General features: G+C 39.4%; 29 protein-coding genes. 20 read left to right on the forward strand and 9 right to left on the reverse strand.

Annotated features, from left to right (window positions below):
- Window positions 1-61 precede the first annotated feature (61 nt).
- From J7Q84_RS08950 to J7Q84_RS08980, 7 genes are read left to right on the forward strand one after another with little or no spacing between them, the layout of a single operon-like run.
- On the forward strand, window positions 62-679 hold the full coding sequence (locus tag J7Q84_RS08950) for a stage V sporulation protein AA (RefSeq protein WP_348519840.1): 618 nt from the start codon (window positions 62-64) through the stop codon (window positions 677-679).
- Window positions 666-1,091, forward strand: coding sequence for a stage V sporulation protein AB (locus J7Q84_RS08955; RefSeq protein ID WP_280635576.1), 426 nt, complete (start codon window positions 666-668; stop codon window positions 1,089-1,091). Before J7Q84_RS08950 ends, J7Q84_RS08955 begins: the two co-directional genes overlap by 14 nt.
- A gap of 10 nt (window positions 1,092-1,101) precedes the next feature.
- Window positions 1,102-1,557 (forward strand): stage V sporulation protein AC, encoded by a 456-nt coding sequence (gene spoVAC, locus J7Q84_RS08960; RefSeq protein WP_209094177.1) that lies wholly within the window; start codon window positions 1,102-1,104, stop codon window positions 1,555-1,557.
- Between the two features lie 15 nt (window positions 1,558-1,572).
- Window positions 1,573-2,586 carry a stage V sporulation protein AD gene (spoVAD, locus tag J7Q84_RS08965; RefSeq protein WP_209094178.1) on the forward strand — a complete coding sequence of 338 codons (1,014 nt, stop codon included), beginning with the start codon at window positions 1,573-1,575 and terminating at the stop codon, window positions 2,584-2,586.
- A gap of 6 nt (window positions 2,587-2,592) precedes the next feature.
- On the forward strand, window positions 2,593-2,943 hold the full coding sequence (spoVAE, locus tag J7Q84_RS08970) for a stage V sporulation protein AE (protein ID WP_209094179.1): 351 nt from the start codon (window positions 2,593-2,595) through the stop codon (window positions 2,941-2,943).
- A gap of 6 nt (window positions 2,944-2,949) precedes the next feature.
- A complete protein-coding gene (gene spoVAEA, locus J7Q84_RS08975; RefSeq protein ID WP_209094180.1) occupies window positions 2,950-3,543 on the forward strand; it encodes a stage V sporulation protein SpoVABEA in 594 nt (197 codons plus the stop codon).
- Entirely contained in the window at window positions 3,509-5,005 is a 1,497-nt protein-coding gene (locus J7Q84_RS08980; protein WP_209094181.1) for a spore germination protein, read from the forward strand. The genes spoVAEA and J7Q84_RS08980 overlap by 35 nt, the downstream gene beginning before the upstream one ends.
- Window positions 5,006-5,054: 49 nt before the next feature.
- Here J7Q84_RS08980 and J7Q84_RS08985 read toward each other — a convergent pair whose 3' ends face one another.
- A complete protein-coding gene (locus J7Q84_RS08985; protein ID WP_209094182.1) occupies window positions 5,055-5,921 on the reverse strand; it encodes a DUF1002 domain-containing protein in 867 nt (288 codons plus the stop codon).
- Between the two features lie 509 nt (window positions 5,922-6,430).
- On the opposite strand from J7Q84_RS08985, the gene J7Q84_RS08990 reads away from it, so the two are divergent.
- Window positions 6,431-6,886: a peptidylprolyl isomerase gene (locus J7Q84_RS08990; protein ID WP_209094183.1), complete on the forward strand. Its 456-nt coding sequence runs from the start codon at window positions 6,431-6,433 to the stop codon at window positions 6,884-6,886.
- A gap of 31 nt (window positions 6,887-6,917) precedes the next feature.
- Here the strand turns inward: J7Q84_RS08990 and J7Q84_RS08995 are convergent, their stop codons facing one another.
- The gene (locus J7Q84_RS08995; protein ID WP_209094184.1) at window positions 6,918-7,295 is read right to left on the reverse strand and encodes a hotdog family protein; all 378 of its coding nucleotides are present in this window, start codon (window positions 7,293-7,295) and stop codon (window positions 6,918-6,920) included.
- Window positions 7,296-7,709: 414 nt separating this feature from the next.
- Between J7Q84_RS08995 and J7Q84_RS09000 the strand changes: the two genes are divergently transcribed.
- Window positions 7,710-8,081, forward strand: a complete 372-nt coding sequence (locus J7Q84_RS09000) for a GNAT family N-acetyltransferase (protein ID WP_209094185.1) — start codon at window positions 7,710-7,712, stop codon at window positions 8,079-8,081.
- Window positions 8,082-8,117: 36 nt separating this feature from the next.
- On the opposite strand, the gene J7Q84_RS09005 is transcribed toward J7Q84_RS09000, so the two are convergent.
- Window positions 8,118-8,639, reverse strand: coding sequence for a DUF309 domain-containing protein (locus tag J7Q84_RS09005; protein ID WP_209094186.1), 522 nt, complete (start codon window positions 8,637-8,639; stop codon window positions 8,118-8,120).
- Window positions 8,640-8,711: 72 nt separating this feature from the next.
- The gene (locus tag J7Q84_RS09010; RefSeq protein WP_209094187.1) at window positions 8,712-8,804 is read right to left on the reverse strand and encodes a YjcZ family sporulation protein; all 93 of its coding nucleotides are present in this window, start codon (window positions 8,802-8,804) and stop codon (window positions 8,712-8,714) included.
- Window positions 8,805-8,997: 193 nt separating this feature from the next.
- Here J7Q84_RS09010 and J7Q84_RS09015 point away from each other — a divergent pair, with 193 nt between their 5' ends.
- The 7 genes from J7Q84_RS09015 (at window position 8,998) to phnF (ending at window position 14,700) form a co-directional block, all read left to right on the forward strand.
- Entirely contained in the window at window positions 8,998-9,765 is a 768-nt protein-coding gene (locus J7Q84_RS09015) for a segregation/condensation protein A (RefSeq protein ID WP_209094188.1), read from the forward strand.
- A complete protein-coding gene (gene scpB / locus J7Q84_RS09020) occupies window positions 9,747-10,322 on the forward strand; it encodes an SMC-Scp complex subunit ScpB (protein WP_209094189.1) in 576 nt (191 codons plus the stop codon). The genes J7Q84_RS09015 and scpB overlap by 19 nt, the downstream gene beginning before the upstream one ends.
- Before the next feature lie 189 nt (window positions 10,323-10,511).
- A complete protein-coding gene (locus J7Q84_RS09025) occupies window positions 10,512-11,432 on the forward strand; it encodes a ComEC/Rec2 family competence protein (RefSeq protein ID WP_209094190.1) in 921 nt (306 codons plus the stop codon).
- Window positions 11,433-11,530: 98 nt separating this feature from the next.
- The gene (locus J7Q84_RS09030) at window positions 11,531-11,947 is read left to right on the forward strand and encodes a VOC family protein (RefSeq protein WP_209094191.1); all 417 of its coding nucleotides are present in this window, start codon (window positions 11,531-11,533) and stop codon (window positions 11,945-11,947) included.
- A gap of 164 nt (window positions 11,948-12,111) precedes the next feature.
- Entirely contained in the window at window positions 12,112-13,254 is a 1,143-nt protein-coding gene (nagA, locus tag J7Q84_RS09035) for an N-acetylglucosamine-6-phosphate deacetylase (protein ID WP_209094192.1), read from the forward strand.
- Window positions 13,251-14,027 (forward strand): glucosamine-6-phosphate deaminase, encoded by a 777-nt coding sequence (nagB, locus tag J7Q84_RS09040; protein WP_209094193.1) that lies wholly within the window; start codon window positions 13,251-13,253, stop codon window positions 14,025-14,027. The genes nagA and nagB overlap by 4 nt, the downstream gene beginning before the upstream one ends.
- On the forward strand, window positions 13,969-14,700 hold the full coding sequence (phnF, locus tag J7Q84_RS09045) for a phosphonate metabolism transcriptional regulator PhnF (RefSeq protein ID WP_209094194.1): 732 nt from the start codon (window positions 13,969-13,971) through the stop codon (window positions 14,698-14,700). Before nagB ends, phnF begins: the two co-directional genes overlap by 59 nt.
- Before the next feature lie 195 nt (window positions 14,701-14,895).
- On the opposite strand, the gene J7Q84_RS09050 is transcribed toward phnF, so the two are convergent.
- From J7Q84_RS09050 to J7Q84_RS09070, 5 genes are all read right to left on the reverse strand, one after another.
- Complete coding sequence (locus J7Q84_RS09050; protein ID WP_209094195.1) at window positions 14,896-15,999, reverse strand: Ger(x)C family spore germination protein; 1,104 nt, start codon at window positions 15,997-15,999, stop codon at window positions 14,896-14,898.
- Window positions 15,996-17,063, reverse strand: a complete 1,068-nt coding sequence (locus tag J7Q84_RS09055) for a GerAB/ArcD/ProY family transporter (protein WP_209094196.1) — start codon at window positions 17,061-17,063, stop codon at window positions 15,996-15,998. Before J7Q84_RS09055 ends, J7Q84_RS09050 begins: the two co-directional genes overlap by 4 nt.
- Window positions 17,064-18,485 (reverse strand): spore germination protein, encoded by a 1,422-nt coding sequence (locus J7Q84_RS09060; protein ID WP_209094197.1) that lies wholly within the window; start codon window positions 18,483-18,485, stop codon window positions 17,064-17,066. It lies immediately after the preceding gene.
- Between the two features lie 78 nt (window positions 18,486-18,563).
- A complete protein-coding gene (locus J7Q84_RS09065) occupies window positions 18,564-19,295 on the reverse strand; it encodes a ZIP family metal transporter (RefSeq protein WP_209094198.1) in 732 nt (243 codons plus the stop codon).
- Between the two features lie 89 nt (window positions 19,296-19,384).
- A complete protein-coding gene (locus tag J7Q84_RS09070) occupies window positions 19,385-20,191 on the reverse strand; it encodes a Cof-type HAD-IIB family hydrolase (protein WP_209094199.1) in 807 nt (268 codons plus the stop codon).
- 186 nt (window positions 20,192-20,377) lie between these two features.
- Here J7Q84_RS09070 and glcT point away from each other — a divergent pair, with 186 nt between their 5' ends.
- The 4 genes from glcT (at window position 20,378) to ptsP (ending at window position 25,813) form a co-directional block, all read left to right on the forward strand.
- The gene (gene glcT / locus J7Q84_RS09075) at window positions 20,378-21,235 is read left to right on the forward strand and encodes a glucose PTS transporter transcription antiterminator GlcT (protein ID WP_209094200.1); all 858 of its coding nucleotides are present in this window, start codon (window positions 20,378-20,380) and stop codon (window positions 21,233-21,235) included.
- A 434-nt stretch (window positions 21,236-21,669) separates the two neighbouring features.
- A complete protein-coding gene (gene ptsG, locus J7Q84_RS09080; RefSeq protein WP_209094201.1) occupies window positions 21,670-23,694 on the forward strand; it encodes a glucose-specific PTS transporter subunit IIBC in 2,025 nt (674 codons plus the stop codon).
- Window positions 23,695-23,840: 146 nt separating this feature from the next.
- On the forward strand, window positions 23,841-24,104 hold the full coding sequence (locus J7Q84_RS09085; protein ID WP_209094202.1) for a phosphocarrier protein HPr: 264 nt from the start codon (window positions 23,841-23,843) through the stop codon (window positions 24,102-24,104).
- A complete protein-coding gene (gene ptsP / locus J7Q84_RS09090) occupies window positions 24,104-25,813 on the forward strand; it encodes a phosphoenolpyruvate--protein phosphotransferase (RefSeq protein ID WP_209094203.1) in 1,710 nt (569 codons plus the stop codon). Before J7Q84_RS09085 ends, ptsP begins: the two co-directional genes overlap by 1 nt.
- Window positions 25,814-25,910 lie beyond the last annotated feature (97 nt).

Consider the following 25,910-nt stretch of genomic DNA (forward strand, 5'->3'; position numbering starts at 1 on the left):
AAATTTTACTACAAGCATACTACAGGTACGAGGAACTCTTCATGCGAAAGAAGTGATGGCGGTGGAAAAGACAGTCTACGTAAAAATGCGACAACGGCTGCAGGTAGGCCCTTCTTATCAGATAAAGCTTGAAGACCTTGCTCAAATAACGGGAAGTAAAGAAGTGCAGCAATTGAAACAACTGCCTGTCTATCAAATTACAAAGCGTGACAAAACGCACGTTGTCATTGATGCGATGATGGTCATTCGAACCATACAACAGTATGGGGAAGAGTGGGAGATTGATTTGATAGGCCCTACTCAAACAATTGTTGAAATTGTAGTTGAAAAGAAAGCGGTTAACCCATTTTTCTTTGCGCTCGTCTGGCTTCTTTTATTTGTCGGTGCAGGGCTTGCAATTATATATTTTCATGAAGATGTCAGTATGCAGCAGGTACATCAGCGTATTTATTACATGGTGACCGGTAAAATAGAGAAAAAGCCATTGATATTCCAAATCCCATATTCATTGGGGCTAGGTCTTGGGATGGTCTTATTTTTTAACCATGTATTTAAAAAGCGTATTAATGAAGAACCGAGCCCTTTGGAAGTAGAAATGTTCCAATACCAGCAAGCTCTCGACCATTATGTCATATTTAACGAAAATAAGGAAAGTACAAAAAAGCTTGAAGACGATTGAGAGCATTGTTGTGATGTTTGTCGGACTGGCCGGAGGGATTGCGGTCGGAGGAGGATTTGTTGCTTTTCTAACAGTGTTCGGCTTAATTCCGCGTCTGACTCAGTTAACCAAGTCTGCTAAGTATATTCCAGCGTATGAAATGGCGGTTGTGTTAGGAGCTTCATGCGGAGGTTGGTTCAGTTTGCAGAATACAGTGTTTCATATGTCTGACTATTGGCTCGTTCCTCTTGGCCTTGCATGTGGAACATTTATCGGTATGCTCGCTGCAGCATTAACAGAAGTGTTGAATGTGCTGCCGATACTGGCGAAGCGCGTGGGTGTGTATGACAAAATTGTTTTGCTGCTGATGGCAATGGTGCTTGGGAAAATATTAGGCTCGTTGTTTCACTGGATTTATTTTATTGAAAAATAGGAGGAGCAACATGGCAAAACAAAAGCTTAAGGATGATTATACAAATGGGATTAAACAATTTCAGCCAAAGCGGCCTTATGTGAAAAATTGCTTGAAAGCATTCTTAGTAGGGGGAGCAATTTGTACATTTGGTGAAGTGCTGATGAAATTTTATATGCATTATTTTAATTTTACTGAAAAAAATGCGGGGAATCCGACGGTTGCTACACTTATTTTAATCTCGGTTCTTTTAACAGGGTTCGGCATATATGATAAGATTGGACAGTTTGCGGGAGCGGGATCTGCTGTACCCGTAACGGGTTTTGCTAATTCAATGGCAAGTGCTGCTATTGAACATCGAAGTGAAGGGGTTGTACTGGGGATAGCGACAAATATGTTTAAGCTCGCAGGAAGTGTCATTGTGTTCGGGGCTGCTTCTGCATATATCGTAGGGATGATTCGATACTTTTTAAAATTTCTCATGTAGAGGGAGGCAAGCATCATGAGATTGACTGGAAAGCAAACATGGGTGTTTGAGAATGATGTATATGTAAATGCAACGGGTACAGCAGTAGGACCAAGAGAAGCTCTCGGCCCGCTCGGAGCATTATTTGATACTAAGTATGAAGATTTGCACTGCGGAGAAGACAACTGGGAGCTTGCCGAGCGCCGGTTAATGTTTGATGCTATCGGTACAAGTTTAAAACAAGCGAATTTACAGCCGAGCGATATTAATTTTTTATTAGCAGGAGATTTATTAAATCAAAATGTCACTGCTAATTATGTTGCAAGAGCGCTTGGTGTCCCGTTTTTGTGCATGTTTGGTGCCTGCTCTACGTCCATGGAAACACTAGCGGTAGGTTCTGCTTTGGTGGATGGAGGTTTTGCGAATCGAATTTTGGCAGCGACTAGCAGCCATAATGCAACGGCAGAACGACAATTTCGCTATCCTACTGAATATGGCGGACAAAAGCCGAAGACAGCTACCTTTACTGTGACAGGATCAGGGTGCGCTCTAGTAAGCCAAGAGCCTAGTCCTATTAAGATAACGTCTGCTACAATTGGAAAGGTTCAGGATCTTGGTATAAAAGATCCGTTTGATATGGGATCTGCCATGGCTCCGGCAGCGGCACATACAATTCAACAGCATTTTGAAGATTTAAACCGAACAGCGAAAGACTATGATTTGATAGTAACGGGAGATTTATCAGGTGTAGGTTCTCCTATTATGAGGCAGATGCTCTTAGAGGAAGGATACGATTTGGGGAGTGTCTACAATGATTGCGGTTTAATGATCTATCATGAAGACCAAGAAGTATTTGCAGGCGGCAGTGGCTGTGCCTGCTCTGCAGTTGTTACATATGCACATCTGTTGAAAGAAATAAAACTTGGAAATTTAAAAAGAATTTTGGTAGTTGCAACAGGAGCGCTATTGAGTCCGACGATGGTACAGCAGAAAGAAACAATACCTACAATCGCTCATGGGGTCGTATTTGAAGCAGCGAAGGGAGTGTAGAGAACGATGGATTTTGTATATGCTTTTTTAGTCGGCGGAGCTATCTGTGTAGTTGGGCAGTTGCTTTTAGATGTAGCGAAACTTACACCAGCTCATGTTATGAGCAGTTTTGTCGTACTAGGAGCAGTTTTGGATGGATTCGGGTTGTATGATAATTTAATTCGCTTTGCCGGAGCAGGAGCAACTGTTCCTATTACAAGCTTTGGTCATTCTCTTATGCACGGAGCGATGGTGGCAGCAAAAAAACATGGATTTATTGGCATAGGAATGGGGATTTTTCAATTAACTTCTGCCGGTATATCTGCTGCGATTACATTTGCTTTTTTAGCAGCGCTGATTTTTAAGCCGAAAGGATAATGAAATATGAAAAGAAGGGTTATTTTGGTGACTGACGGAGATGAGTATGCACAACGGACGATAGAATTGTTAGCGAAAGAGTTTGGCGGACGCTGTATTTCTGCCTCGCAAAGCAATCCTACGCGGTTAACAGGACGAGATATTGTTAATTTGATTAAGCAGACACCATATGACCCTGTTTTTGTGATGTTTGATGATAGCGGCTTTATCGGTGAAGGATCAGGAGAAAAAGCACTGAAATATGTAGCCAATCATGCGGAAATTCATGTGTTAGGAGTTCTAGCAGTGGCATCTAATACTCATCATTGTGAATGGACGAGAGTAGATGTGAGCATAGATAGATATGGACATTTAACGGAATACGGCGTCGATAAATTTGGGTTGCCTGATATTGAGATTGGCCGCATTAACGGAGATACCGTGTATTGTTTAGATCAATTAAAAGATATACCAATTATTGTGGGAATTGGAGATATAGGGAAAATGTGCGGCAATGATGACAGTAAACTAGGATCACCTGTCACAAAAAAGGCAATTCAATTAATTTTGGAAAGGAGTGGATATTATGGCTCAAAAGCAGAAGGAAAAAGAAGCGATTAAGATTCCAATTTCGACGTTTATCACCGACAATGAGAACTATATAAAGCAGCGCTTAGGAATCGGTATTACCTATGATATAGGTATCCGCAAAATGAAAGTGCTGGAACGAGACGTTACCGTTTTATATGTTAACGGCTTGTGCGATACGGCATATATTATTCAAATTCTTGAGGAAATGGTTGATACGAACGATGTTGAGCATCCAGGGAATAAAGCTGCTAAAATCATAGAAAATCGTCTTGTACATCAGCAGGTAAGCAAAGCGGATAATATGGAAGACATTGTATTGCAGGTATTGTCTGGGTTAATTGTCATTTTTGTAGAAGGAGAAGAACAAGCATTTATTGTGGATGTTCGAAGTTATCCTGGAAGAACGCCGCAAGAGCCTGATACGGAAAAGGTGGTCCGCGGGGCACGGGATGGATTTACAGAGAACATTGTCGTTAATACTGCTCTCATTCGGAGACGTATACGGGATGAGAGACTTCGTAATGAAATCATCCGTGTTGGACAGCGTTCTAAAAGCGATATATGTATTTCCTACATAGAGGATGTAGCAGACCTGGATTTAATTAAAATTATAAAAAAAGAGATCGGCAGTATCGATATTGACGGATTGACGATGTCTGATAAAACATTAGAGGAGTTTTTGGTAAAGCAAGGATATAATCCCTTTCCGCTTGTTCGTTACACGGAACGGCCGGACGTCGCTGCGACTCATTTATTAGAAGGTCATGTATTAATCATAGTCGATACATCACCAAGCGTGATGATTACTCCAACCACATACTTTCATCATGTACAGCATGCAGAAGAGTATCGGCAAAATCCAGCAGTGGGCACACTGCTTCGGTGGGTTAGATTTACTGGAATAATGGCTTCATTATTTTTACTTCCGTTTTGGCTTGTTTTTGTATTTGATCCGTCTCTGCTTCCGCCTCGGCTTGCGTTTATTGGGCCAAATGAAGTAACGAATATTCCTATTTTTTTACAAATTATTTTAGGAGAAATAGGGGTCGAATTTTTACGGATGGCATCTATTCATACGCCATCATCGTTGTCTACTGCTCTTGGTTTGATTTCTGCCGTTTTGATCGGACAAATTGCCATTGAAGTAGGATTGTTTGTACCTGAGGTAATTTTATATATAGCGGTTTCTGTAATTGGGGCGTACGCTACACCTAGCTATGAGCTTGGATTAGCAAATAAGGTCGCTAAAATGATGGTTATTGTAGCAACGGCCGTTTTTCATGAAATAGGATTTATTGTCGCAATTACAGTGATATTTCTTTACATGGTTTCTATTCGTTCTTTGCAAACGCCTTATTTATGGCCATTTCTTCCATTTGATGGAGGGGCTCTTATGCAAATTGTGATTCGTCCGACTGTTACTGGAGATAAGCTTCGCCCAAGTATTGTTCACCCTCGTAATGTGCGCCGGCAGCAAGAAAATAATAAATGAATATATGGAACAAAAAATGAAGCGCGGAAAATATCCCACGCTTCATTTTTTATTTAAAAAGAGATGCAACAAAATCGAACAGACTTGCAAAGAAGGATTTTAATTTGTCTAAGAAGTTTTGGCCTTCTTCTGAGTTAATAAATGCTGCGATTTGATCTTTAGCCTTATTTAGCTGATCGCCAACTTGGTTCCAGTCAATATTTAAGTCTTTCATTTTTTCAAACAGCGTCACTAAGTTGTTTAACTGATCCTCTGTTAGGGAAATACCCAGTTGGTCAGCAAGTTTTTGGATGAGTGCGCGTAATTCTTCCGTAGTTTGTGGCGGATTTTTGGCAATCTCTTCTTTTATCGCAGTGATAAGCTGAACTGCTTTATCTGATCCAATTTTATCTCCAAGCTTGGCTGTTTCTACCATCTCTTGGTTTGCCACTTGCTTTACATCTTCCGGAATTGTTTTATCTGCTGAAACTTCGTAAGCTTTCATGATACCAGTCAAAGCTGCAGTGCCAGATACTTTAAATGGTGCTGTAATATAAATATTTGCATCCTTAAGACCTGCTGTAATTAAAGCATTTGTATACATTGCTTCTGTAACCCATGTGATATTTCGTGTTTGTACGACTAAGCCGGATCCCTTTTTCGTATACGTAATCATGGAAGAAGATAGTGCCTTTGTCCCAATTTGTGCCACAGGAACGTATTGCCCCAAGTATTTATGCTCTTCAGCATTAGTTACAGTAATCATTTGCGCATTTTTAGGGGCTTGCATTTCATCTAATATTTGCTGTTTTTGTTGGTCTGTAAGGTTTTCTCCAAGTGTTACAATAGTTTCTCCTTCAACCGCATCAGCAAACGCGGATGTTGGAATGAATAAGGCAACTAGTACAAGAAGAAACGCTATCCATTTCGTTTTCAACGAAGATCGCTCCTTTTATTTATAAATTTTTTAGGGCAATAAGCTCATTATAGTATATTTTTATGCATTGTCATCAGACTTTAGATGGATTTTCGTATTTTAAAAGGAAAAGTCAGATTTATCGCTAACTATATATCTTGTGCGTCATGAGGAAATAAAGAAAGCAACACAAGAGATATTGTATAATGTGATTGGCACTGGAATGGATTTGTTGAACCGAAACTAGGATAAGGACGAGATGGGCGAATTGTCTCTCCGATTGCATTAGGAATAGGTCGACATAAGGATAATCAAGAATATATTTTTTCAGAACTGATTGAAGAATGCTTGCAAAAAGCAGGCATTACTTTTCAAGCGAGCAGCGTAGGTTTTTTTATATCCGGAGGACATTGCAAAGGATAAGCGGGTTATACTGTTATTTGAGTTAGTGGCATAACCTCCCCCTGCTTTTGTTTTTTTGTGAAAATATGGTATTATGGACAAGAGTCGATATCAAGGAGGTTATACATATGAAAAAAGGATATATATTAATGGAAAACGGTGAGAAAATCGAATTGAAATTTTTTGATAAAGAAGCGCCTGGCACTGTAGAAAACTTTGAGAAGCTTGCGCGTCAAGGTTTTTATGATGGATTGACATTCCATCGCGTAATCCCTGGATTTGTGAGCCAAGGCGGCTGTCCAATTGGAAATGGTACTGGGGGACCTGGCTATACAATCCCTTGTGAGACAGAAGGTAATCCAAATAGACATAAAGCAGGAGTATTATCTATGGCACATGCAGGCCGAAACACAGGCGGAAGCCAATTTTTTATCGTTCATGAGCCGCAGCCGCACTTAGATGGTGTGCACACTGTATTTGGAGAAGTAACAAGCGGTATGGATACAGTGTTAAAAATGCGTCAAGGCGATGTAATGAAAGAAGTACGCGTGTTTGATGAATCTAATACTGAGGACAAGTTTTAATATGAAAAGAGAGGCGGATTGCCTCTCTTTTTTATTGCAGGATAACGCCCTTAAATTTGCCGTTCAATACTTCTTTCCCATGTTGATTGACACAGAAAAAGGATGACAGCACATTCAAACGTCCGTTTTCTTGTTCCGTTTCGTCTACAGTTACTTCACAGCGAATGATATCACCGGTAAAAACGGGACGAAGAAAAGTAAACTTAATTTCGCGGGCAATAAAATTATAATCTCCACCGATTTTTGTCGGTAAAGTGGCTGTAAGCAGCCCTTGTGCCATCAACCGGCCTTGTTCATCAGGAATCATATGGTGATTCCCCCTATCACCAGAAAGAACGGCAAACTGAAGAACATCTTCTTTTGTAAATGTTCGTTCAAAGCATACGACAGTTCCTGCTTGCATGTACATACCTCCATCTAAGTATATTATTAAAGGAAATAATTCGAAATGAGTGAAGCAAATCCCTGCAATAGCCTGTTTGTATAGTGCTGGTAAAAGAGTCGCATTATGTACTTTAAAATGATGAACAATACTACTAGAACAAGCATATATAGAGAGTGTGGAAAAATATTACCATTTGACTAGAAACTCAAAATCCTTTATTATTTGTTTTTGTTTGCGAAAACTATGACTTCTCACTCAAACAGAAATGGTGTAGAATTAAATACAAATTCTATGTTACATCAGGAGAGCTGATTTCATTGAAAAATGATAAGGGCAGAAAACAGGAAAAAGTTTTAATGCTGATTATCGCAGCTGTAGCTTTTCTTTACTTACTATCTTTAATAGGAAAGTTTTTTCGATAAGAAGGGATAATCTTATATGCTAATTCGATTTAAGAAAAACTACGAAAAAATTGCAATGGGTCTGCTTTCGTTTATGCCAACGGAAAAAGAGATAAAAAAGCTGCAGGCAACCATTAAGGAATATGAATCTAATCAAAATTGGCAATTGTATTTATGGAAAGAAGAGGACGATATTTTAGGTATTATCGGGACAGTGAAAAAAGAAGATGGAGTTGTGCAAATTCAACATATTTGCGTGACACCTTCGCATAGGCATGCAGGAATCGGAACAAAGATGGTCAATGAGCTTTACAACATGATGCCTAGTATTGCTGTATGCGGTAATGAACATACGGCTGCTTTTTGTGAAAGATGCCAAAGTATTGAACAAAGTAAAGTAAGTTTATGATAAAGGCTTCATTTGCACAGCAAATGAAGCCTTTATTTATAGTGTTTCTTTACGGAGTTTGATTTGTCTTAAGCGTTCGTTAATCACATCACTTCGGTCACGATGACTATGTTTATGGATGAGGTCGTTATTTGCCATATCGCTTTTTTGTCCCCATACTAGTCCATTACTAGTGCATAACTTTGCGCAAAGAGCCAATAATGCTGAATCTTTAATGGGCAAGTTGATACTTGTATAGAGCTTTTTATCTTGAATTTGCTGCAGTCGAGTTGTTAACTCTTGGGAAAGCAGTGTATAATCCAGTCCTAACTGTTCCATGGCTTCCTTATGTTGTGTTAGAATCGCAACGGCTTTTTTCATCATTCGTTCCGCACCGTTAAAGTTTTTGCGTCTTTGGTGATATAGCGATACTGCAAGTTGAATTAACCCTACCCAATATACTTTTCGTTCTTTTGGCGGGTCAGCTTTCCAATGTTCTTCTAATATTTCATGACATTCAAAATAATCACGGTGGCAATGAAATTGGAGCAAATACTGTATGTAGGCTTGTGGGTACATATGGGGTATCCTCCTTTTTCTTATAGTGTACCATAAAATAAGCAGCCGGAAACTCCGGCTGCCGAATGGTTATTAGCAGATGCAAGCTGCTCCAACGATAATTAAAAGAATGAAAAGCACTACGATTAAAGCAAATCCGCCGTAATATCCTTCAGTGTTTCCCATAGTTTTTAACCTCCTACAAGTTGTGTGCTGATTACATTCATATCATATGTAGGTGGTGGGCAGATGCGTGGGCGTCTGTCTATTTTAGAGCTTGCTTCCTTCAAATTTCTTCCTAAATGCAAAATCATATTGGATAGTACGTGCCAATGCTCTATACTTAGAATGTTACAGAAAAAAAATGGTGGGATGTTTTGTGCAGTACAGCGTAAAAATTGATGCATTTGAAGGGCCGTTGGATTTATTGCTGCATTTAATCAATCGGTACGAAATTGATATATATAATATTCCTGTGGCAGAAATTACAGAGCAATATTTGACTTATATACATACGATGAAGGAGCTGGAGCTGGACGTAGCGAGTGAATTTTTGGTGATGGCAGCTACGCTGCTAGCCATTAAAAGCAAAATGCTGCTTCCAAAACAGGAGAACGAATTATTTGACGATGAGTTTTCTGATGTCGAAGAGGATCCTCGAGAAGAATTGATGCAAAGGTTGTTAGAATACAAAAAATTTAAAACAGCCGCAAGTAATTTAAAAGAGCGAGGAGAAGAACGGTCACATGTATTTACGAGACCGCCTGTGGAATTAGGACAGTTTGAACAAGAAATAGAGACGAAATTACCTATTGATGTCACGCTTTATGATATGCTTTCAGCGTTTCAGAAATTAATGAGACGAAAAAAATTGCAAAAACCGATGCAAACCCGAATTACGAGACAAGAAATTTCGATTGAGAAGCGTATGAAGGAAATTTTGCAAGAGTTGGACATAGACGGCCGAAAAAGCTTTTTTAGCTTATTTCCATTTGAAGAACGTGATATGGTTGTCGTTACGTTTCTTGCAGTGTTAGAGTTGATGAAGACACAGGAAATAGAAATTGAGCAGGAACGAAACTTTGATGAGATTTTTATAATGAAACAAAGAAAGGAGTATGAAGCTGCTTGGAGCAACGAGAGTTAAAAGCGATTGTGGAAGGACTGCTGTTTGTAGCGGGAGATGAAGGGATACAGGTGAAACAAATTGCGCATGTTCTAGAAATCAATATAGAAGAAGCGGAGTTATTATTAGAAGAGTTACAGGCTGACTACAATGAAGGAGGGCGAGGCTTTCAGCTTGTCCGCTATGCAAATGTATATCAGCTGGCTACACGTAAGGAGCATGCTTTGTATTACAAAAAGCTGGTCAACACGCCAACTTCCGCAAGCTTGTCACAAGCTGCATTAGAGACATTGGCCATTATAGTATATCGTCAGCCAATTACGAGAGCAGAAATAGAAGAGGTGCGAGGGGTAAAAACAGAAAAAGCGCTCCAAACTCTCATCTCACGCTTATTAATAAAAGAAGTAGGACGTGCAGAAGGAACAGGGCGTCCGATTTTATATGGGACAACTAAGGAATTTTTAGATAGCTTTGGGCTGCAAACCTTAGAGGAATTACCACCGTTACCCGATCAAGTCGAAGGGGAGCAAGAAGCTGATCTATTCTTCGATTCCCTGCGGGAGCTGCCTGCAGAATAAAAGCTTAGGGCATGAGTCACGATCTTTTTTATATACAGAATGAAACAGGAAAAGCATGGAATCGTGCAGCTATGTTGGTATAACAATAGGCGCAATGCAGTGTGTAACTAGAAAACTTGTATTTTTAAAATTTTAGTACATTGAATAGAGTGAGCCGAGATATACTAAGGAGAAAAAGGAGAAGTAGAGATGAAGTATGTGCGGATTATCTTTGTCCCTTGCATTCTTTCTTTTCTCTGTTTTTGTTTAGCTGCAAGTGCCTTTGCTAAACAGAATTTTCCTGCACATACCATTCCGTCCTTTCAATATGAGACACAATATTACCGGGAGTACTATCCTAAGTTATCGATTTCATTTTTTAATGTCGGACAAGGGGACTGTACGTTAATTGTGCTTCCGAATGGAAAAACCATTTTGATTGACGGAGGACCTCATGAAGCGGGAGAACTGGTAGTCCGTAAGCTTGAGGAAAAGAAAATCGGCGGGATTGATTTAGTGATTAGCACGCATCCAGATATTGATCATATCGGCGGTTTGATTACTGTACTCCAGCAAGTTCCGGTTCGTATGGTGCTCGATAGTGGGAAACGTTATAACTCATATACGTATTTAGAATATATTCGTACGATACGCAAGCGGCACATTCCGTTCATTTTTGCTAAAGAGGGACAGTATTTGCCCATTGATCCCAATGTTGTGATTCAAGTGTTGAATAATGGAAAAGCAAAAGAGCAGAACAATGAATCCTCCATTGTCCTGAAGCTGCGATACAAGCATGCGGATTTTTTATTAATGGGGGATGCGGATACAGCGACAGAGGAAATGATCATAAAAAGGTACGATACACACGCGGATGTGTTAAAAGTAGGACATCATGGCTCTTATACCTCCACATCTAAAGCATTTTTGCATGCTGTGAATCCTCAGTTTGCTGTTATCTCATACGATAAGCATAATCCGTATGGACATCCGCATCAAGTAGTAAGAAAGCGTTTAAAAAAGCATGGTATCCGGGTTTTTTCGACAGCTAAGCATGGAGATGTCGAATTTGTCACAGATGGAAAAAACCTTGAAATAGAAGGAGAATTGTTATTTCCTCTATTGAAGTAGCAACCATAGAATGTAGGTTTTTGGAGAATGATTTAAGAAGGAATGCGCATCCTCTAAAGCGAAATTACTAAAAAAGAAGCTCTAGGGGAGTGGGAGAGATGATAACAAATGTATCGGTAGTAGGTGTTTATGTGCGTGATGAGCTTGCCGCCTTAAAGTTTTACACAGATGTATTAGGCTTTCAGCAGCATACGTACGATGCTTTTGGCGATTATTTAGAATCACCCCGCTGGATTACGGTGACACCGAAGGATCAGCCGAATTTGGAACTTTCTTTGCATAACCCATTAAAATGGAACAGTGAAGAGGAAGCGGAGAAAATGCTCTCCACAATTGGCTATAGTCCGCTTATTCGTTTAACTACAAGTAATATTGAAGAAAAATATAAAATGTTGATTGAAAAAGGCGTAACATTTCTTACTCCACCGATGGAAGAAGAATGGGGTACTCAAACAGTTTTTCAAGATTTGGATGGAAACCGCTTTTGTCTTGTAGAGCATAAAAAGGGCGCATAGGCGCTTTTTTTATTTTACATAAATATAAATTTAACCCATAATGTATAGACAACTAATCATATATATATTAATATGAAATTGTAAAATATCAACAACAATGATGACGTTTAAGGCGGACAAAATAAGAAAAAAACTACCCGAGACTAGGAAGGATTGAATTCAAGATGAGTACAAGGGTTATAATCAATACGAAAATTTACACTGGAAATGAAATAATTGAAAACGGTTTTATTCGCTATACTGACAAAATTGACGAGATAGGTTTAATGGAAAGCTACGTCCCCATACAAGAAGATGTACAGGATGGACAAGGTGATATCATTATTCCAGGGATGATAGATGTTCATATTCACGGCGGATATGAGATTGATGTAATGGATGCAAATGCTAATACACTTGTAAAATTAAGCCATGAACTAATGAAGGAAGGAGTCACAACCTTCTTTCCGACTACAATGACACAAGCTCATGCATCAATAGAAAAAGCATTGCAAGCAGCAAAGGAAGCAAAGGAAATCGGAGCTCATTTTGAATATATGCATTTAGAAGGTCCATTCGTATCAAAAAAGCGTGCCGGTGCCCAGCCGTTGGAGCATATCGTAAAGCCGGATGTAGATTTATTCAAAAAATGGCAGGAAATATCTGGAGGTTTAATTAAGCTTGTAACTTATGCACCTGAAGAAGAAGGAGCACAGGAACTAGAGCTAGTATTTCAAGAAACTGGCGTAATCGGCTCTTGCGGCCATACGGATGCCTATGCACATGATTTCCAAGGACGTAATATTCCCCATGCGACACACCTTTATAACCAAATGAGAGGGTTACATCATCGCGAGCCTGGTGTAGTCGGTCAGGTGTTATTAAATCCTAATGTGATGGTAGAAGTGATTACGGACGGTATTCACATTCACCCTGATATGGTCAAGCTGGCATATATGCTGAAAGGTCCGAAAAAGGTCAGTGTTATCACTGATGCTATGCGTGCAAAAGGACTGGAAGAAGGTACGTATGAGCTTGGTGGACAGCCGGTCTATGTGAAGGAAGGAAGCGCGCGTCTAGAAGACGGAACATTGGCTGGCAGCATTTTGACAATGGATGCAGCTTTTCGTAATGTTATTGCGTTTACAGGATGCTCTATTGAAGAAGCTGTGTGGATGACATCAATCAACCAAGCGAAGGAATTTGGACTTAAAAACAAAGGGACGTTAGAAGCAGGAAAAGATGCAGATTTTGTAGTGATGTCACAAGATTTGTATGTAAAGGATACAATTCGTTTGGGAAAACATATGAATGAGGTGTCGGAATGAATATTATTGTAGTAAAAAATCAGCAAGAATTGGCAAAAGCAGGATACGAAATAATCAAAAACATGGTACAATCAAAGGAGAATGTTACATTAGGGATGGCTACGGGCAGCTCACCGCTGGGCATTTATGCATGTATGCGTGAAAATAAACTTGATGCAAGTGGTGTTACAACCATAAACTTAGACGAGTACGTGAATTTACCGTATGAAGATAAAAACAGTTATCATTATTTCATGAAAGAGCAATTATTCGATCATCTTACGTTTAAAGAAACGTTTGTACCAGGGGGCATGGCAGAAGATTTGGAAGCAGAATGCAAACGATATGAAGCTATTGTAGACACGCACTCAGTAGATATACAAATTTTAGGAATTGGAGAAAATGGTCATATCGGCTTCAATGAACCAGGAACGCCGTTCGATTCCACAACGCATATTGTAGAGCTGACAGAATCGACTCGCCAAGCAAACCGCCGTTTCTTTGAGAAGGAAGAAGATGTACCGGCGCATGCAATTACTATGGGAATTGCGTCTATCATGAAAGCGAAGCAAATTTTACTTGTAGCAATGGGGCCGAAAAAAGCAGAAGCTGTAAAAGCGATGATTGCAGGTACGGTGAGTGAGGGTTGTCCGGCAACTGTGTTACAACGCCACTCAAATGTAACTATTATTGCAGATGAAGAAGCATTATCTTTATGCAGTGAGGAGAGTTTGAATGAGCATCGACAAGCATTCTCCATTCCCGATTTATTATCAAATTCAAGAATGGGTTAAAACACGCATTGATGAAGGGTATCTGAAGCCGGGAGATAAAATTCCGTCTGAAAATGAACTGTGCGATCAATTTGAAGTGAGCCGCATGACGATTCGGCAAGCGATTAACAACTTGGTGGAGCAAGGATATTTGCAGAGAAAGCGCGGTATAGGCACATTTGTACAACTTCCGAAGATGGAGCAAAAGCTGCAAAGCATGACCGGTTTTACAGAGGATATGGTCGCGCGGGGCTTAAAGCCAAGCAGCGAGTTGCTGAGCTTTCAAATTGGTTCAGCTTCCACAAAAGTGGCGCAGGAGCTACAACTCGAAGAAGGAAGTCCGGTGTATGAAGTGCGCCGCACCCGTTTGGCGGACGATGAACCGATTGCAATTGAAACAACATATCTATCTCCTTCTTTGGTGAAGGACATTAACGAAGAAATTTTACAACATTCATTGTATGAGCATTTAGAGAAAAACTTAGGCTACAAATTAATGAGTGCTACACAGACGATTGAAGCGTCAGTTGCGACAGAAAATGAAGCCGAGTATTTAAATATCAGCAAAAAAGCGCCTGTGTTAGTAGTAGAGCAAGTATCATATGCCGTTGGTGATTTGCCGCTTGAATATGTAAAATGTATTTACCGTGGTGATCGGTATAAGTTCATTACTTCGATTAACCGTAATAAGTAAAAAGCCTGCATATGCAGGCTTTTTACTTGATGATACATTGTTGAATTTTAGAAGATATGCTCCCTTTTGCATAAATAACCTTATACACTGATGTAGAACACAAGAAACATTTTATTAAATAGACTATGCAAAGCCGATTTTTTTTACGAACAGGTTCCTTTGTCCAGAAAGCGGTGCGGTCTGTGTTCGTATTTCTTACTGTATTTGGACAGCATTGTCTAGTAATTTGGTTGTGACATGGACTTTAAATTTTATTTTTGGATAGATTTCCTCCCATTTCTTTTGTGTCCATTTGCCCCTGGTTTTTTTACGAAATTCCTCTCCTAATCCTAATAGATCGACGTTTTCGTTTTGCAGCGTTAAGAGTTCCTCATACACTGCGTTTTTAAGCGCCTTTGCAATGACCTGTTCTGCTTTTTTTATATTTTTTGGATTTTCAATATTGAAGGTACCTTCATAAGTTACGGCAAATATTTTTAAATGCAGATCTATATTTACAAGAGGAGCTGTGGAATCCTCGATGACTTTTAGACGAAGTTTTTTCTGTGCGTCATTAATAGTCAAGCTGTATTTTTTATTATTTTCTTTAACAGCTATATCTAGTACATTAACAAATTTCTTTTTGCCAAATATAACTGCTACAACAGAGCTTTCTTCCGGGCCTAATTTCCTTATGTACTTAAAGTGTTTAAACATAACATTTCCCGTAATTGTTAGGTGATTGTTTTGTTCTTCTAAGTAAGGAATCGCAGGATCTCGTGTTGCGCTTGTGGCATAAAGTATGAAGCTCCTAAATGTGGCGAATGAGCTGAATAAATTGCTTTGTTTTGGTGTTAACACAGTCGCGATATATGGAATAATGAGTGGCATTCCCTCATACTTTCCTTTCAGTATTTTTTGGGCGGGGCCTTTTGTTATGGCCAATTTTATATTATCACTTGCTTTCGGAGAATTATATAACTTTTGTATCACCTGCTGCACACCGTATTTTTTTGCGAATGCTTCACTGATGATCACCGACTGCAGCTGCGATACTTCAAGATATTTGTCACTGAAGCTTGATAGTTTAATAAGCGCACCTCGGAATCTTTTGCCGGAAGCGGAATAAAAATTTACATTTTTCTTTGAATATTGAGAAGCAACAGGAACTGCTGCGGTAACGGTGACACCTCCTTTATTATTTGTATCCACAGCCAAGTGTGTTATAAGACCTTTATCTTCAATATAAGGAGTTTTAACTGACTCGCTGCACCCAGTTTGTATAATAAGCAAGCATATTAAAAAAATAAATTGTTTCATACTCTCACCTTTCGAATGAGCATCAATAGCAGTGGTAAAAGATAAATGCCATATGCTAAGTATTGAACAACAGCCAAGATATAGGAATGGGCTGTTTTTGAATACGGAGTACACATGAACATAAATAAAATCCCTCCAACAACATACACATGCCAATGGCTTTCTTTTTTTACTATATTTCCAAATGCAGTCGTCGCTGCCCAAAGATAAGTAGCTGCTGTGGACAGGACTAAAAACATTCCTACATAGGTACCTATATTTTCTAACCTTTCGATAAAGGAGGAGTGGAATGATTGCAGCAAGCTGTTATACGGAAATACATTGTGCTGAAGCTGCCATGTATTAAAATAAATGATATTGGCTATTAAGCTAATGAAATATACACAAGCAGTAAGCCATAATCCGATACTAGCATGTTTTAATGCCTTTTTTTTCTCGATAATAGAAGGGAAATAAAATAAAATAAGCTCCCAGCCGAAAAACGCTGGGCTTCCTTTATGAAGGCCCAAAGCAGTATCCTTTATTGTTGTATTCAGTAAAGGCAGCAGATGAGACCATGTGCCTTCAAAGAAGACATTTATAATTAATATCAGCATCATAATACTGAAAAAAAAAGATACTGTAGAAAAACGCGCAATTAGTTTAATACCGCCTTTGCACAAATAGATCGTGTTAAATAATAGAAAGAAAAGGAACCATATGCGTAAGTTTTCCTTACTGATAGTATAAAGAATCACGACTATTATATAAGGACGTATTGTTAGCACTATAATCAATGATGTGTAAACAAAAAGCAATATATTCATTGCTTTGCCGAGGAAGTTGCCTAACACCTTTTGATTAATAACAAGAATTGTGTCATTTGGATATTGGCGGCATAGCGCTATCGTATAAACTAATATGATTTGGTAAATGATTCCTAACAAAAGAGGAATAACCCACATACTATAGCCTACGTCTGACAAGTCATGGGAAAGACTTAAAAGCTGGATTCCAGTCATGGCGCCTTGTATAAGAAAGATGACGTGGTATGCATTTAATACATGCTGCTTGTGAACATCCATTTATTTTTTCTCCTTTCCCATTTCTTTTTGCATTTGTTTCGGACGACTGATAGCCATTCTTTTCGTTCTCCACTTTTGAGGGAATAAAATGATAGAATCTCTCAAATCACTCCAGGCACGCGGAATCACAGGAGCGAATAAAGGTGTTCCCAAAGAAGTCAAATTTAACAATTGGATGAGCATGAACGTTAAGGCAATGAATTGCCCGAACATACCAAGCCATCCAGCAAAAATAATAAAGATATATCTCATAAACAGTAGGGAAAATGTTATATTTGGACTGCCTGGTAAGCCCACCATTAATGCAGTCATGGAAGCTAAAACAATTAAAACATTACTGAACAACCCTGCATCTACCGCCGCTGTACCAGTGACAATTGCTCCAACGATGCCAAGAGATTGTCCGATTCTGGTAGGCATCCTTGATGAGGATTCGCGAATAACATCTAAAATCACTTCAATTAATAAGACTTCAAGAACTGGGGGGATTGGAACTTGCAAGCGTGATTGTGCAATTAACAACAGCAGCCTTGGCGGCAGCATTTCTGAATGATATGTTAAGACGGATACATAGGAAGAAGTCAGCAATAAACTCACATAAAAACCTATAAATCGCAATATTTTTATTACAGAGCTCCAAGTCCAGTGTCGAATGTAATCATCGGATGTAATAAACAATTCTTGAAAAGCTATTGGACCAACTACGCAATCTGGCGCACCATCTATAAAGGTGGCAATTCGTCCATCTAACAGCATCCTTGCAATCAATTCCGGATGACCGGTGGTGCGAAGTTGAGGGTATGGAGAAATAGGATTATCTGAAAGAAACTCAGCCAGAGTCAATCCACTGAATATCGCATTATCAGTAATATTTTTCAGTCGCTTAGAAACAAAGCTAATATTTTCTTCATTTGCGATATTTTCCATATACATAACGCAGACAGATGTTTTTGATTCGTTCCCAATTGTAAAAAACTTGGTTTTTAAATGAGGGGAGCGAAGCCTACGCCGAACAAGTGATAAATTTGTTTCAAGCGACTCGGTTAAGCTATCCTGCGGCCCTTGGACAGTTGGTTCAAATTCCGAAGGCGAGATGGAGCGAAATTGTACTGAATATGTATCGACTTTTATCATTTCGTTCTGGTCTATAAGGAGGGTAAAGCCTGCTAAAAGGCTTTCGATAATTTCGTCCGCAGTATCATTTGTAACAATTACAGCGGAAGGAAAGATTTGCTTTAAATTGCAGTATTCTTCGTTCTGCTTACGGTTCATGGTCTGAATGATGAAGCTTTCAAAGGTTTGAGCACTGACCATTGTTTTTAAATACAAAACAAGTATGTTTTTATTTGCTACAGAAACTTGTTTTTTCACTAAATCATCCATATCTTGCATATTCAATAAAATATCTTCAACCTTAATCATATATTTCACTCCTTCCCTAAGATATAGAGTGAGTAAAATTAGAAAAAATATACTATATTACAGAAAGAAGCCACTTGTCTAATAGAATACTGTTAATAAATAAATCATTGTCACCACACCTGTAATAAAGGAAACGGTTGCTGTTCTGGCATGTCCATCGCCATGGCTTTCAGGAATAAGCTCTTTATATACAATAAACAGCATGGCACCTGCCGCGAAGGACAGGCCGTAGGGAACGAGACCGCTGACATAGCTGCTCGCAAAGTATCCAACAAGAGCGGTAATAATTTTGACTGCCTCTACAAGCGTTGCCAAACCGAGCGCTTTCCATTTGCCGATATTTTGATTCACTAAAAATAAGGCGACAAGAAAGCCTTCGGGCGCATTTTGAATCCCGATGGCAAAGGCGATTAACCCGCCGAGCGATTCGTTTTGGCTTGCATAGCTAACCCCTACTGATAAGCCTTCGGGTAAATTGTGAAGAGTAATAGCGGCGATGACAAGCATTGCTTTTTGTTCAATGCCTTCTGTAAAATGCATGTCTTCGATTTCAATATGCGGAAGCACAAACTCAAGAGCTAACAAAGTCAGTGTGCCGAGAGTGATTCCAATTATAAAAACGGCCAAATTGGATTGTCCTAGTGCTTCGGGGATTAGTCCGAACATGGAGGCTGCGACCATAACTCCTGCTGTATAAGCCAATAAAATATCGCGAAGACTGTGAGTGACGTTTCTCATAAATAAAATAGGTATGGCACCTGTGCCAGTCACCATTGCTGAAATGATGCTGCCAATAATTGCTGCTTCCATCCAATCAAGCCGTTCCTATGTTGTTATGCTTAGAATATGCCGAATTTTGCATAAAAAAACACTATTGAGCAACGGCTCAATAGTGTTTTTTAATTTGCAGCTTGCAGCTTCTTATTGTAATCTCTTACGTAATCGACCGCTTCTTTTACTGTATGTACGGTATGTGCTGCATGCTGTTTTACGGCATCGTCTGCAATCATCATGGCAAAACTGTGCGGAGTTAACTCAAACATGGAGATATCATTATAGGAATCACCGATGCAAGCCATTTCCTTTTGCTTTATTCCATGTTCATTTAGTAGTACAGAAATGGCAGCGCCTTTACTTACGTTTGCAGGCATAATATCCAGGCATTGCTCCGCAGAAATAAAGGTATTGACAAGTCCTTCGAATTTTGCCTCTACTTGTTTTTGTAGCTCTAATAGGTCAGGTTGTAATCCCCCGATGCTGAATTTATTTGGGAAAAAGGTTGTTCCAAGCTTTTCTGCAAGAAGAGGCTCTTCAATGGAAGTCATGGTGACACGTTCTTCAAGTTCGAGTACCTTAGGAGTTTTTTGTTCAATATAGTAATCATGCTCATCGCTGACATATGAAAGAAATTTATCTGTTCTTGTCATTTCATATAACTGAGCTAAAATGGAAGGATCAAAGGTAGCAGAGTGAAGCAGTTTATTTTCGTTGGTATAAATAAATCCGCCATTGATGCTGATACGATGAAAGTGGCTGCCGACATCTATCATCAAATCGGCAATTTCATTATCCAAGCGTCCGGATGCGAAACATAAAATAACCCCTTCCTCGCTCATTTGCTTTAACGCTTCTACATCATTGTTATCAATCAATCCGCCGTCTCGCATCATCGTTCCATCTATATCGCTGACAAACATTTTTATCATCCCGCATTGACTCCCTTCGATAGTTTTTATATATTAACTTGACAAAATCACTCTTTCATTATAAGTGTCTGAGCTTTATTTGTCTAAAAAACAGGGTGCGAAAAATTGGTACATTCTTTTCATTGACGAAAACAATTTTAATTTTGTAAGATGAAAAGCAGTTGGCAATAAAAAGGGTGGAGTGTTATGGAAAAGGGTCTCAAGATTAAAAAAGTATTAAATAATAATGTCATCATTGGCGGGCACCCAGAGCATGGAGAGGTCGTCGTTATTGGCAAAGGAATTGGATTTGGGAAAAAGGCTGGTGACGAACTGTCCGGAGAGCTAGCAGAAAAAATGTTTGTATTGAAAAATGAACGTGAGCGTGAGCAATACAAACTCCTCGTTCCGCATGTAAGCGAGCGGCTTATTGAGATTATGAACGATGTGATGCTTCATATTCAAAGCCGTGTTGAAGCACCTTTAAATGAGCATATTCACATTGCCCTGACAGATCATATTGCCTTTGCAATTAAACGATTAAAGCAAGGCTTTGCAATCGATAATCCCTTTTTGCTGGAAACGAAGGCACTATATCCGGATGAGTATAAAATAGCTGCTGAAGTAGTGGACTTTATTAATAAAAGACTGAATATTCATTTACCTGAAGGGGAAATTGGCTTTATTGCTTTGCATATCTACAGTTCTGTAACGGATTCAGAGCTTGCGGCTGTGAATCAAAACTCAAGGTTCATAGGTAAGCTGATTTCTTTCATCGAAGAGGAATTAAGGATTGAGATTGATAAAGAAAGTATTCATTTTTTACGTCTCGTCCGCCATCTCCATTACGCAATTGAACGGGTAAAAAGTGGAGAAGAGGTACAGGAGCCAAAACGCTTTGCGGAAATTTTAAAAGAAGAGTACCCAGTGCTATACGACTTAGCGTGGAAACTTGTAAAAATCATGCAAAAGCAATTGCAAAAGCCGGTATATGAGGCAGAAACGGTGTATTTAACGATGCATTTGCACCGGCTTGTGCAAAGCAAGACAGAGAGCGTACTGTAAGGGTTAGTTCGATGGGAGTAGTCCTTGATTATGAAGCAATTCCCTTGCTCTCTAGAGAAGGTGTATAAGTAGTCCAATTATGCTCAGTTAAAAGTAATTTACTTTTGTCTGAATTTGTCGAAAAAATAAAATTCAAAAAAACTATTGAATCGCTTACATGAGCTGTGTATAATCGATTTCATAGAAATTCATCACTTTCGACAACTGTTGAAACGAGAAAAAGAAATCGTTTTCTCGAGTAGCAGTTATATATCGAACTCATCTAATATCCATTCTTAACGTGTTACTGATTCGATCAGGCATGAGTAAAGAAGAGTATTGAATGATAGCTTTAGGATATAATATCCGAAATAAAGCTATAATTCTGCGCTTTTTTACTCATGCCTTTTTTGTTTGTCGCAGGTGAAAAATAAAATATAAGGAGGAAGAGCCAAGTGTTTAAACAAATCTTTGGTGTTCTTCAAAAAGTTGGTAAGGCTTTAATGCTACCAGTTGCAATCTTGCCCGCAGCAGGTATTTTACTTGCATTAGGTAATGCATTCCAAAACCCGGCACTTACAGACCGTATTCCGGCATTAAAAGCAGAATGGTTTGTATTAGTAGCAAAAGTTATGGAACAGTCTGGTGATATTATTTTCGGGAACCTTGCGCTATTATTCGCAGTAGGGGTAGCCGTAGGATTAGCAGGAGGAGACGGCGTTGCAGGTCTTGCGGCTATCGTTGGTTTCTTGATTATGAACAAAACGATGAGCGTGTTCAAAGCTGTAACTCCAGATATGATTGGAACAGATCCAGCCTTTGCGAATGTAGTCGGCATTCCGACGCTTCAAACAGGTGTGTTTGGCGGTATTATCGTTGGTATTTTAGCAGCATATTGTTATAAAAAATATTTTAATATCGAATTGCCTTCTTATTTAGGCTTCTTTGCAGGAAAGCGCTTCGTTCCGATTGCCACTGCAACATTTGCTTTGGTGCTTGGTATCGTAATGTGCTTCGTGTGGCCCCCTGTTCAAGCAGGTCTAAACGCATTCTCTCATAACATGGTTAATGCGAACTTAACACTGTCAGCTTTCATATTCGGTGTGATTGAGCGTTCTCTAATTCCGTTTGGTTTACATCATATTTTCTACGCTCCATTCTGGTTTGAGTTTGGTGAGTATACTGACAAAGCTGGAGATATCATACGCGGAGATCAAAAAATCTTCTTTGCACAATTAAAAGACGGTGTAGAATTAACAGCTGGTACATTCATGGTAGGGAAATTCCCATTCATGATGTTCGGTCTTCCGGCAGCAGCGTTAGCAATGTACCATGAAGCTCGTCCGGAAAACAAAACGTTAGCAGCGGGTATTTTAGGTTCTGCAGCATTAACGTCTTTCTTAACAGGTATTACAGAGCCAATCGAATTCTCATTCTTATTCGTAGCTCCTGTATTATTCGGTATTCATGCGATTTTCGCAGGTCTTTCTTTCATGACAATGCAATTGTTAAATGTAAAAGTAGGGATGACCTTCTCTGGAGGTCTAATTGACTTCTTACTATTCGGTGTCCTTCCTAACCGTACAGCGTGGTGGTGGATACCAGTTGTTGGTTTAGTGTTTGCAGTGATTTATTACTTCGGTTTCCGTTTTGCAATCCGTAAATGGAACCTTATGACTCCGGGGCGTGAAGTAGTGGCCGATACTGATGATGAGAGTGCTCCGGTAGAAGCGGGCGAGCTTCCTCGTGAAGTTCTTATGGCGCTTGGCGGAAGAGAAAACATTGGTTCATTAGATGCTTGTATCACTCGTTTGCGTGTACAAGTAAAGGACCAAAAAGAAGTAAACAAAGCTCGTTTAAAAGAGCTTGGCGCAGCAGGTGTTCTTGAAGTAGGCAATAACATTCAAGCAATTTTCGGACCGAAATCTGATACATTGAAGTCCCAAATTCATGACATCATGAAAGGAAAAACACCTGTAGTTGTTAAGGAAGCTCCTAAAGCAGAGAGTCCTGCTCCAAGCAAAACAGACGAAGTGATTGTTTCTCCAATCGAAGGAAAGCTGTTATCTATTACAGAAGTACCAGATCAAGTATTTTCCGGGAAAATGATGGGGGATGGATTTGCGATTGATCCAATTGAAGGTACAGTAGTGTCTCCTGTAGATGGAGAAATTGTCAACGTATTCCCAACAAAGCATGCGATCGGCATTCAATCTGAGGGTGGCCGCGAAATTTTAATTCACTTCGGTATTGATACAGTGAAATTGAAAGGTGAAGGCTTTGAAGTGTTTGTGGCACAAGGAGATAAAGTGAAGCAAGGACAGAAGCTTCTAAAAGTCGATTTAGATTTTGTGAAAAAGAATGTTCCTTCTATTATTACACCGGTTGTATTCACAAACTTGTCTGAAGGACAGCATGTGGAATTGGAAGCAGGAAAGATGGTGCAAAAAGGAGAAAAGGACATTATTTCTATTAAATAAGTGTAGGATTTTGTTTGAAAAAGTTCATAATTTATAATAGGTAATGTAGTTGACCCTGCATTACCTATTGTATAAAATATGTATTGTAGAGTAAATGTCTATACAACCTAAATGAAAAATGATGGAAATGAAGGAGATTGATAGAAATGGAAAAAATCTTTAAAGTTACTGCTGATTCTGGAATTCACGCTCGTCCGGCGACTCTTTTAGTAAATACTGCAAGCAAATTCAACTCTGATATCAACTTAGAATATAGCGGGAAAACTGTGAACTTAAAATCCATCATGGGTGTTATGTCACTTGGTATTCAACAAGGTACAGAAATTAAAATTACTGCAAATGGTGAAGATGCGGCGCAAGCATTAGCAGCTATTGAAGAAACAATCGCTAAAGAAGGCTTAGGCGAATAATGACATTACACATCCAGGGTATTGCCGCATCCAGCGGAATCGCTATCGCTAAGGCGTTCCGTTTAGAAAACCCTGATTTAACTATTGAGAAGAAAACAATCGCTGATGCAGGTGCTGAAATTGTACGTTTGGAAGCTGCTTTAGCACAGTCAAAAACAGAGCTGGAAGCAATCAAGAATCATGCTTTTGCTGAACTTGGTGCAGATAAAGCAGCTATCTTTGAAGCGCATCTGTTAGTGTTAAATGACCCTGAGCTTCTGAACCCTGTAAAAGATAAGATTCAAAATGAGAGCGCCAATGCTGAATTTGCCCTTAATGAAGTGGCTTCTATGTTTGTGAGCATGTTTGAAAGCATGGACAACGAGTATATGAAAGAACGTGCGGCAGATATCCGCGATGTAACAAAGCGTGTACTTGCTCATTTGCTAGGTGTTCGCTTTGCGAATCCAAGCACAATTTCTGAAGAAGTAATCATTATCGCAGAAGATTTGACTCCGTCTGATACGGCACAGCTCAACCGTAAATACGCTAAAGGATTTACGACAGATATAGGGGGACGTACATCTCACTCTGCTATTATGGCTCGTTCTATGGAAATTCCAGCAGTTGTCGGCACAAAAGAAGTAACAGAGAAGATTCAAAATGGGGACTTTGTAATTGTTGACGGTTTGGATGGGAACGTTATCGTAAACCCTTCTGAAGAGATTCTTCGTGAGTACGAAGATAAAAAGGCACAGTTTGAAGCGCAAAAAACAGAATGGGCGAAGTTGAAAAACGAAGCTACAGTTACAGAGGATGGTCACCATGTTGAGCTTGTCGCGAACATCGGTACACCAAACGATGTAAAAGGTGTTATTGATAACGGGGGAGAAGGCGTTGGCTTATATCGTACAGAGTTCTTGTATATGGGCCGTGACAATCTTCCGACAGAAGAAGAGCAATTTGAAGCATACAAAACGGTTCTTGAGAGTATGGAAGGAAAACCAGTTGTTGTCCGTACGCTAGATATCGGCGGCGACAAAGAATTGCCATACTTACATTTACCGAAAGAAATGAACCCGTTTTTAGGGTATCGTGCTATCCGTCTTTGCTTAGATGAGCAAGACATCTTCCGTACACAACTGCGTGCATTACTGCGTGCAAGCGTATATGGAAACTTAAAGATTATGTTCCCAATGATTGCGACGCTCAACGAGTTCCGTGAAGCTAAGGCAATTCTTATAGAAGAAAAGGACAAACTTACTGCATCCGGCGTACAAGTATCTGACAACATTGAAGTAGGAATGATGGTAGAAATTCCTTCTTCTGCAGTGCTTGCAGACCAATTTGCAAAAGAAGTGGACTTCTTCTCTGTTGGAACAAATGACTTAATTCAATACACTATGGCAGCAGACCGTATGAATGAACAAGTAGCGTACTTGTATCAGCCGTACAATCCTGCTATCTTACGTCTTGTGAAAATGGTCATTGATGCTGCGCATAAAGAAGGCAAGTGGGCAGGCATGTGTGGTGAAATGGGCGGAGATCCACTAGCAATTCCGCTACTTATTGGACTTGGCTTAGACGAGTTCAGCATGAGCGCAACGTCTATTTTGCCGGCACGTACGCAAATCCGTAAGCTATCCAAAGCACAAATGGAAGAACTAGCGCAAAAAGCACTAAGCATGTCTACAGCTGAAGAAGTTGTCGAGCTTGTAAAAAGCATATAATTATTGAAAAAAGCCGGTGTTTGCCGGCTTTTTTTGTTTTGGAGCAAATAATTAGAAACACAGTACAATGCATGACACACTTATATAAGTTCATGAC

It is taken from the genome of Bacillus sp. 165, assembly GCF_017742235.1.
Classification (GTDB): domain Bacteria; phylum Bacillota; class Bacilli; order Bacillales; family Bacillaceae_G; genus JAGHKQ01.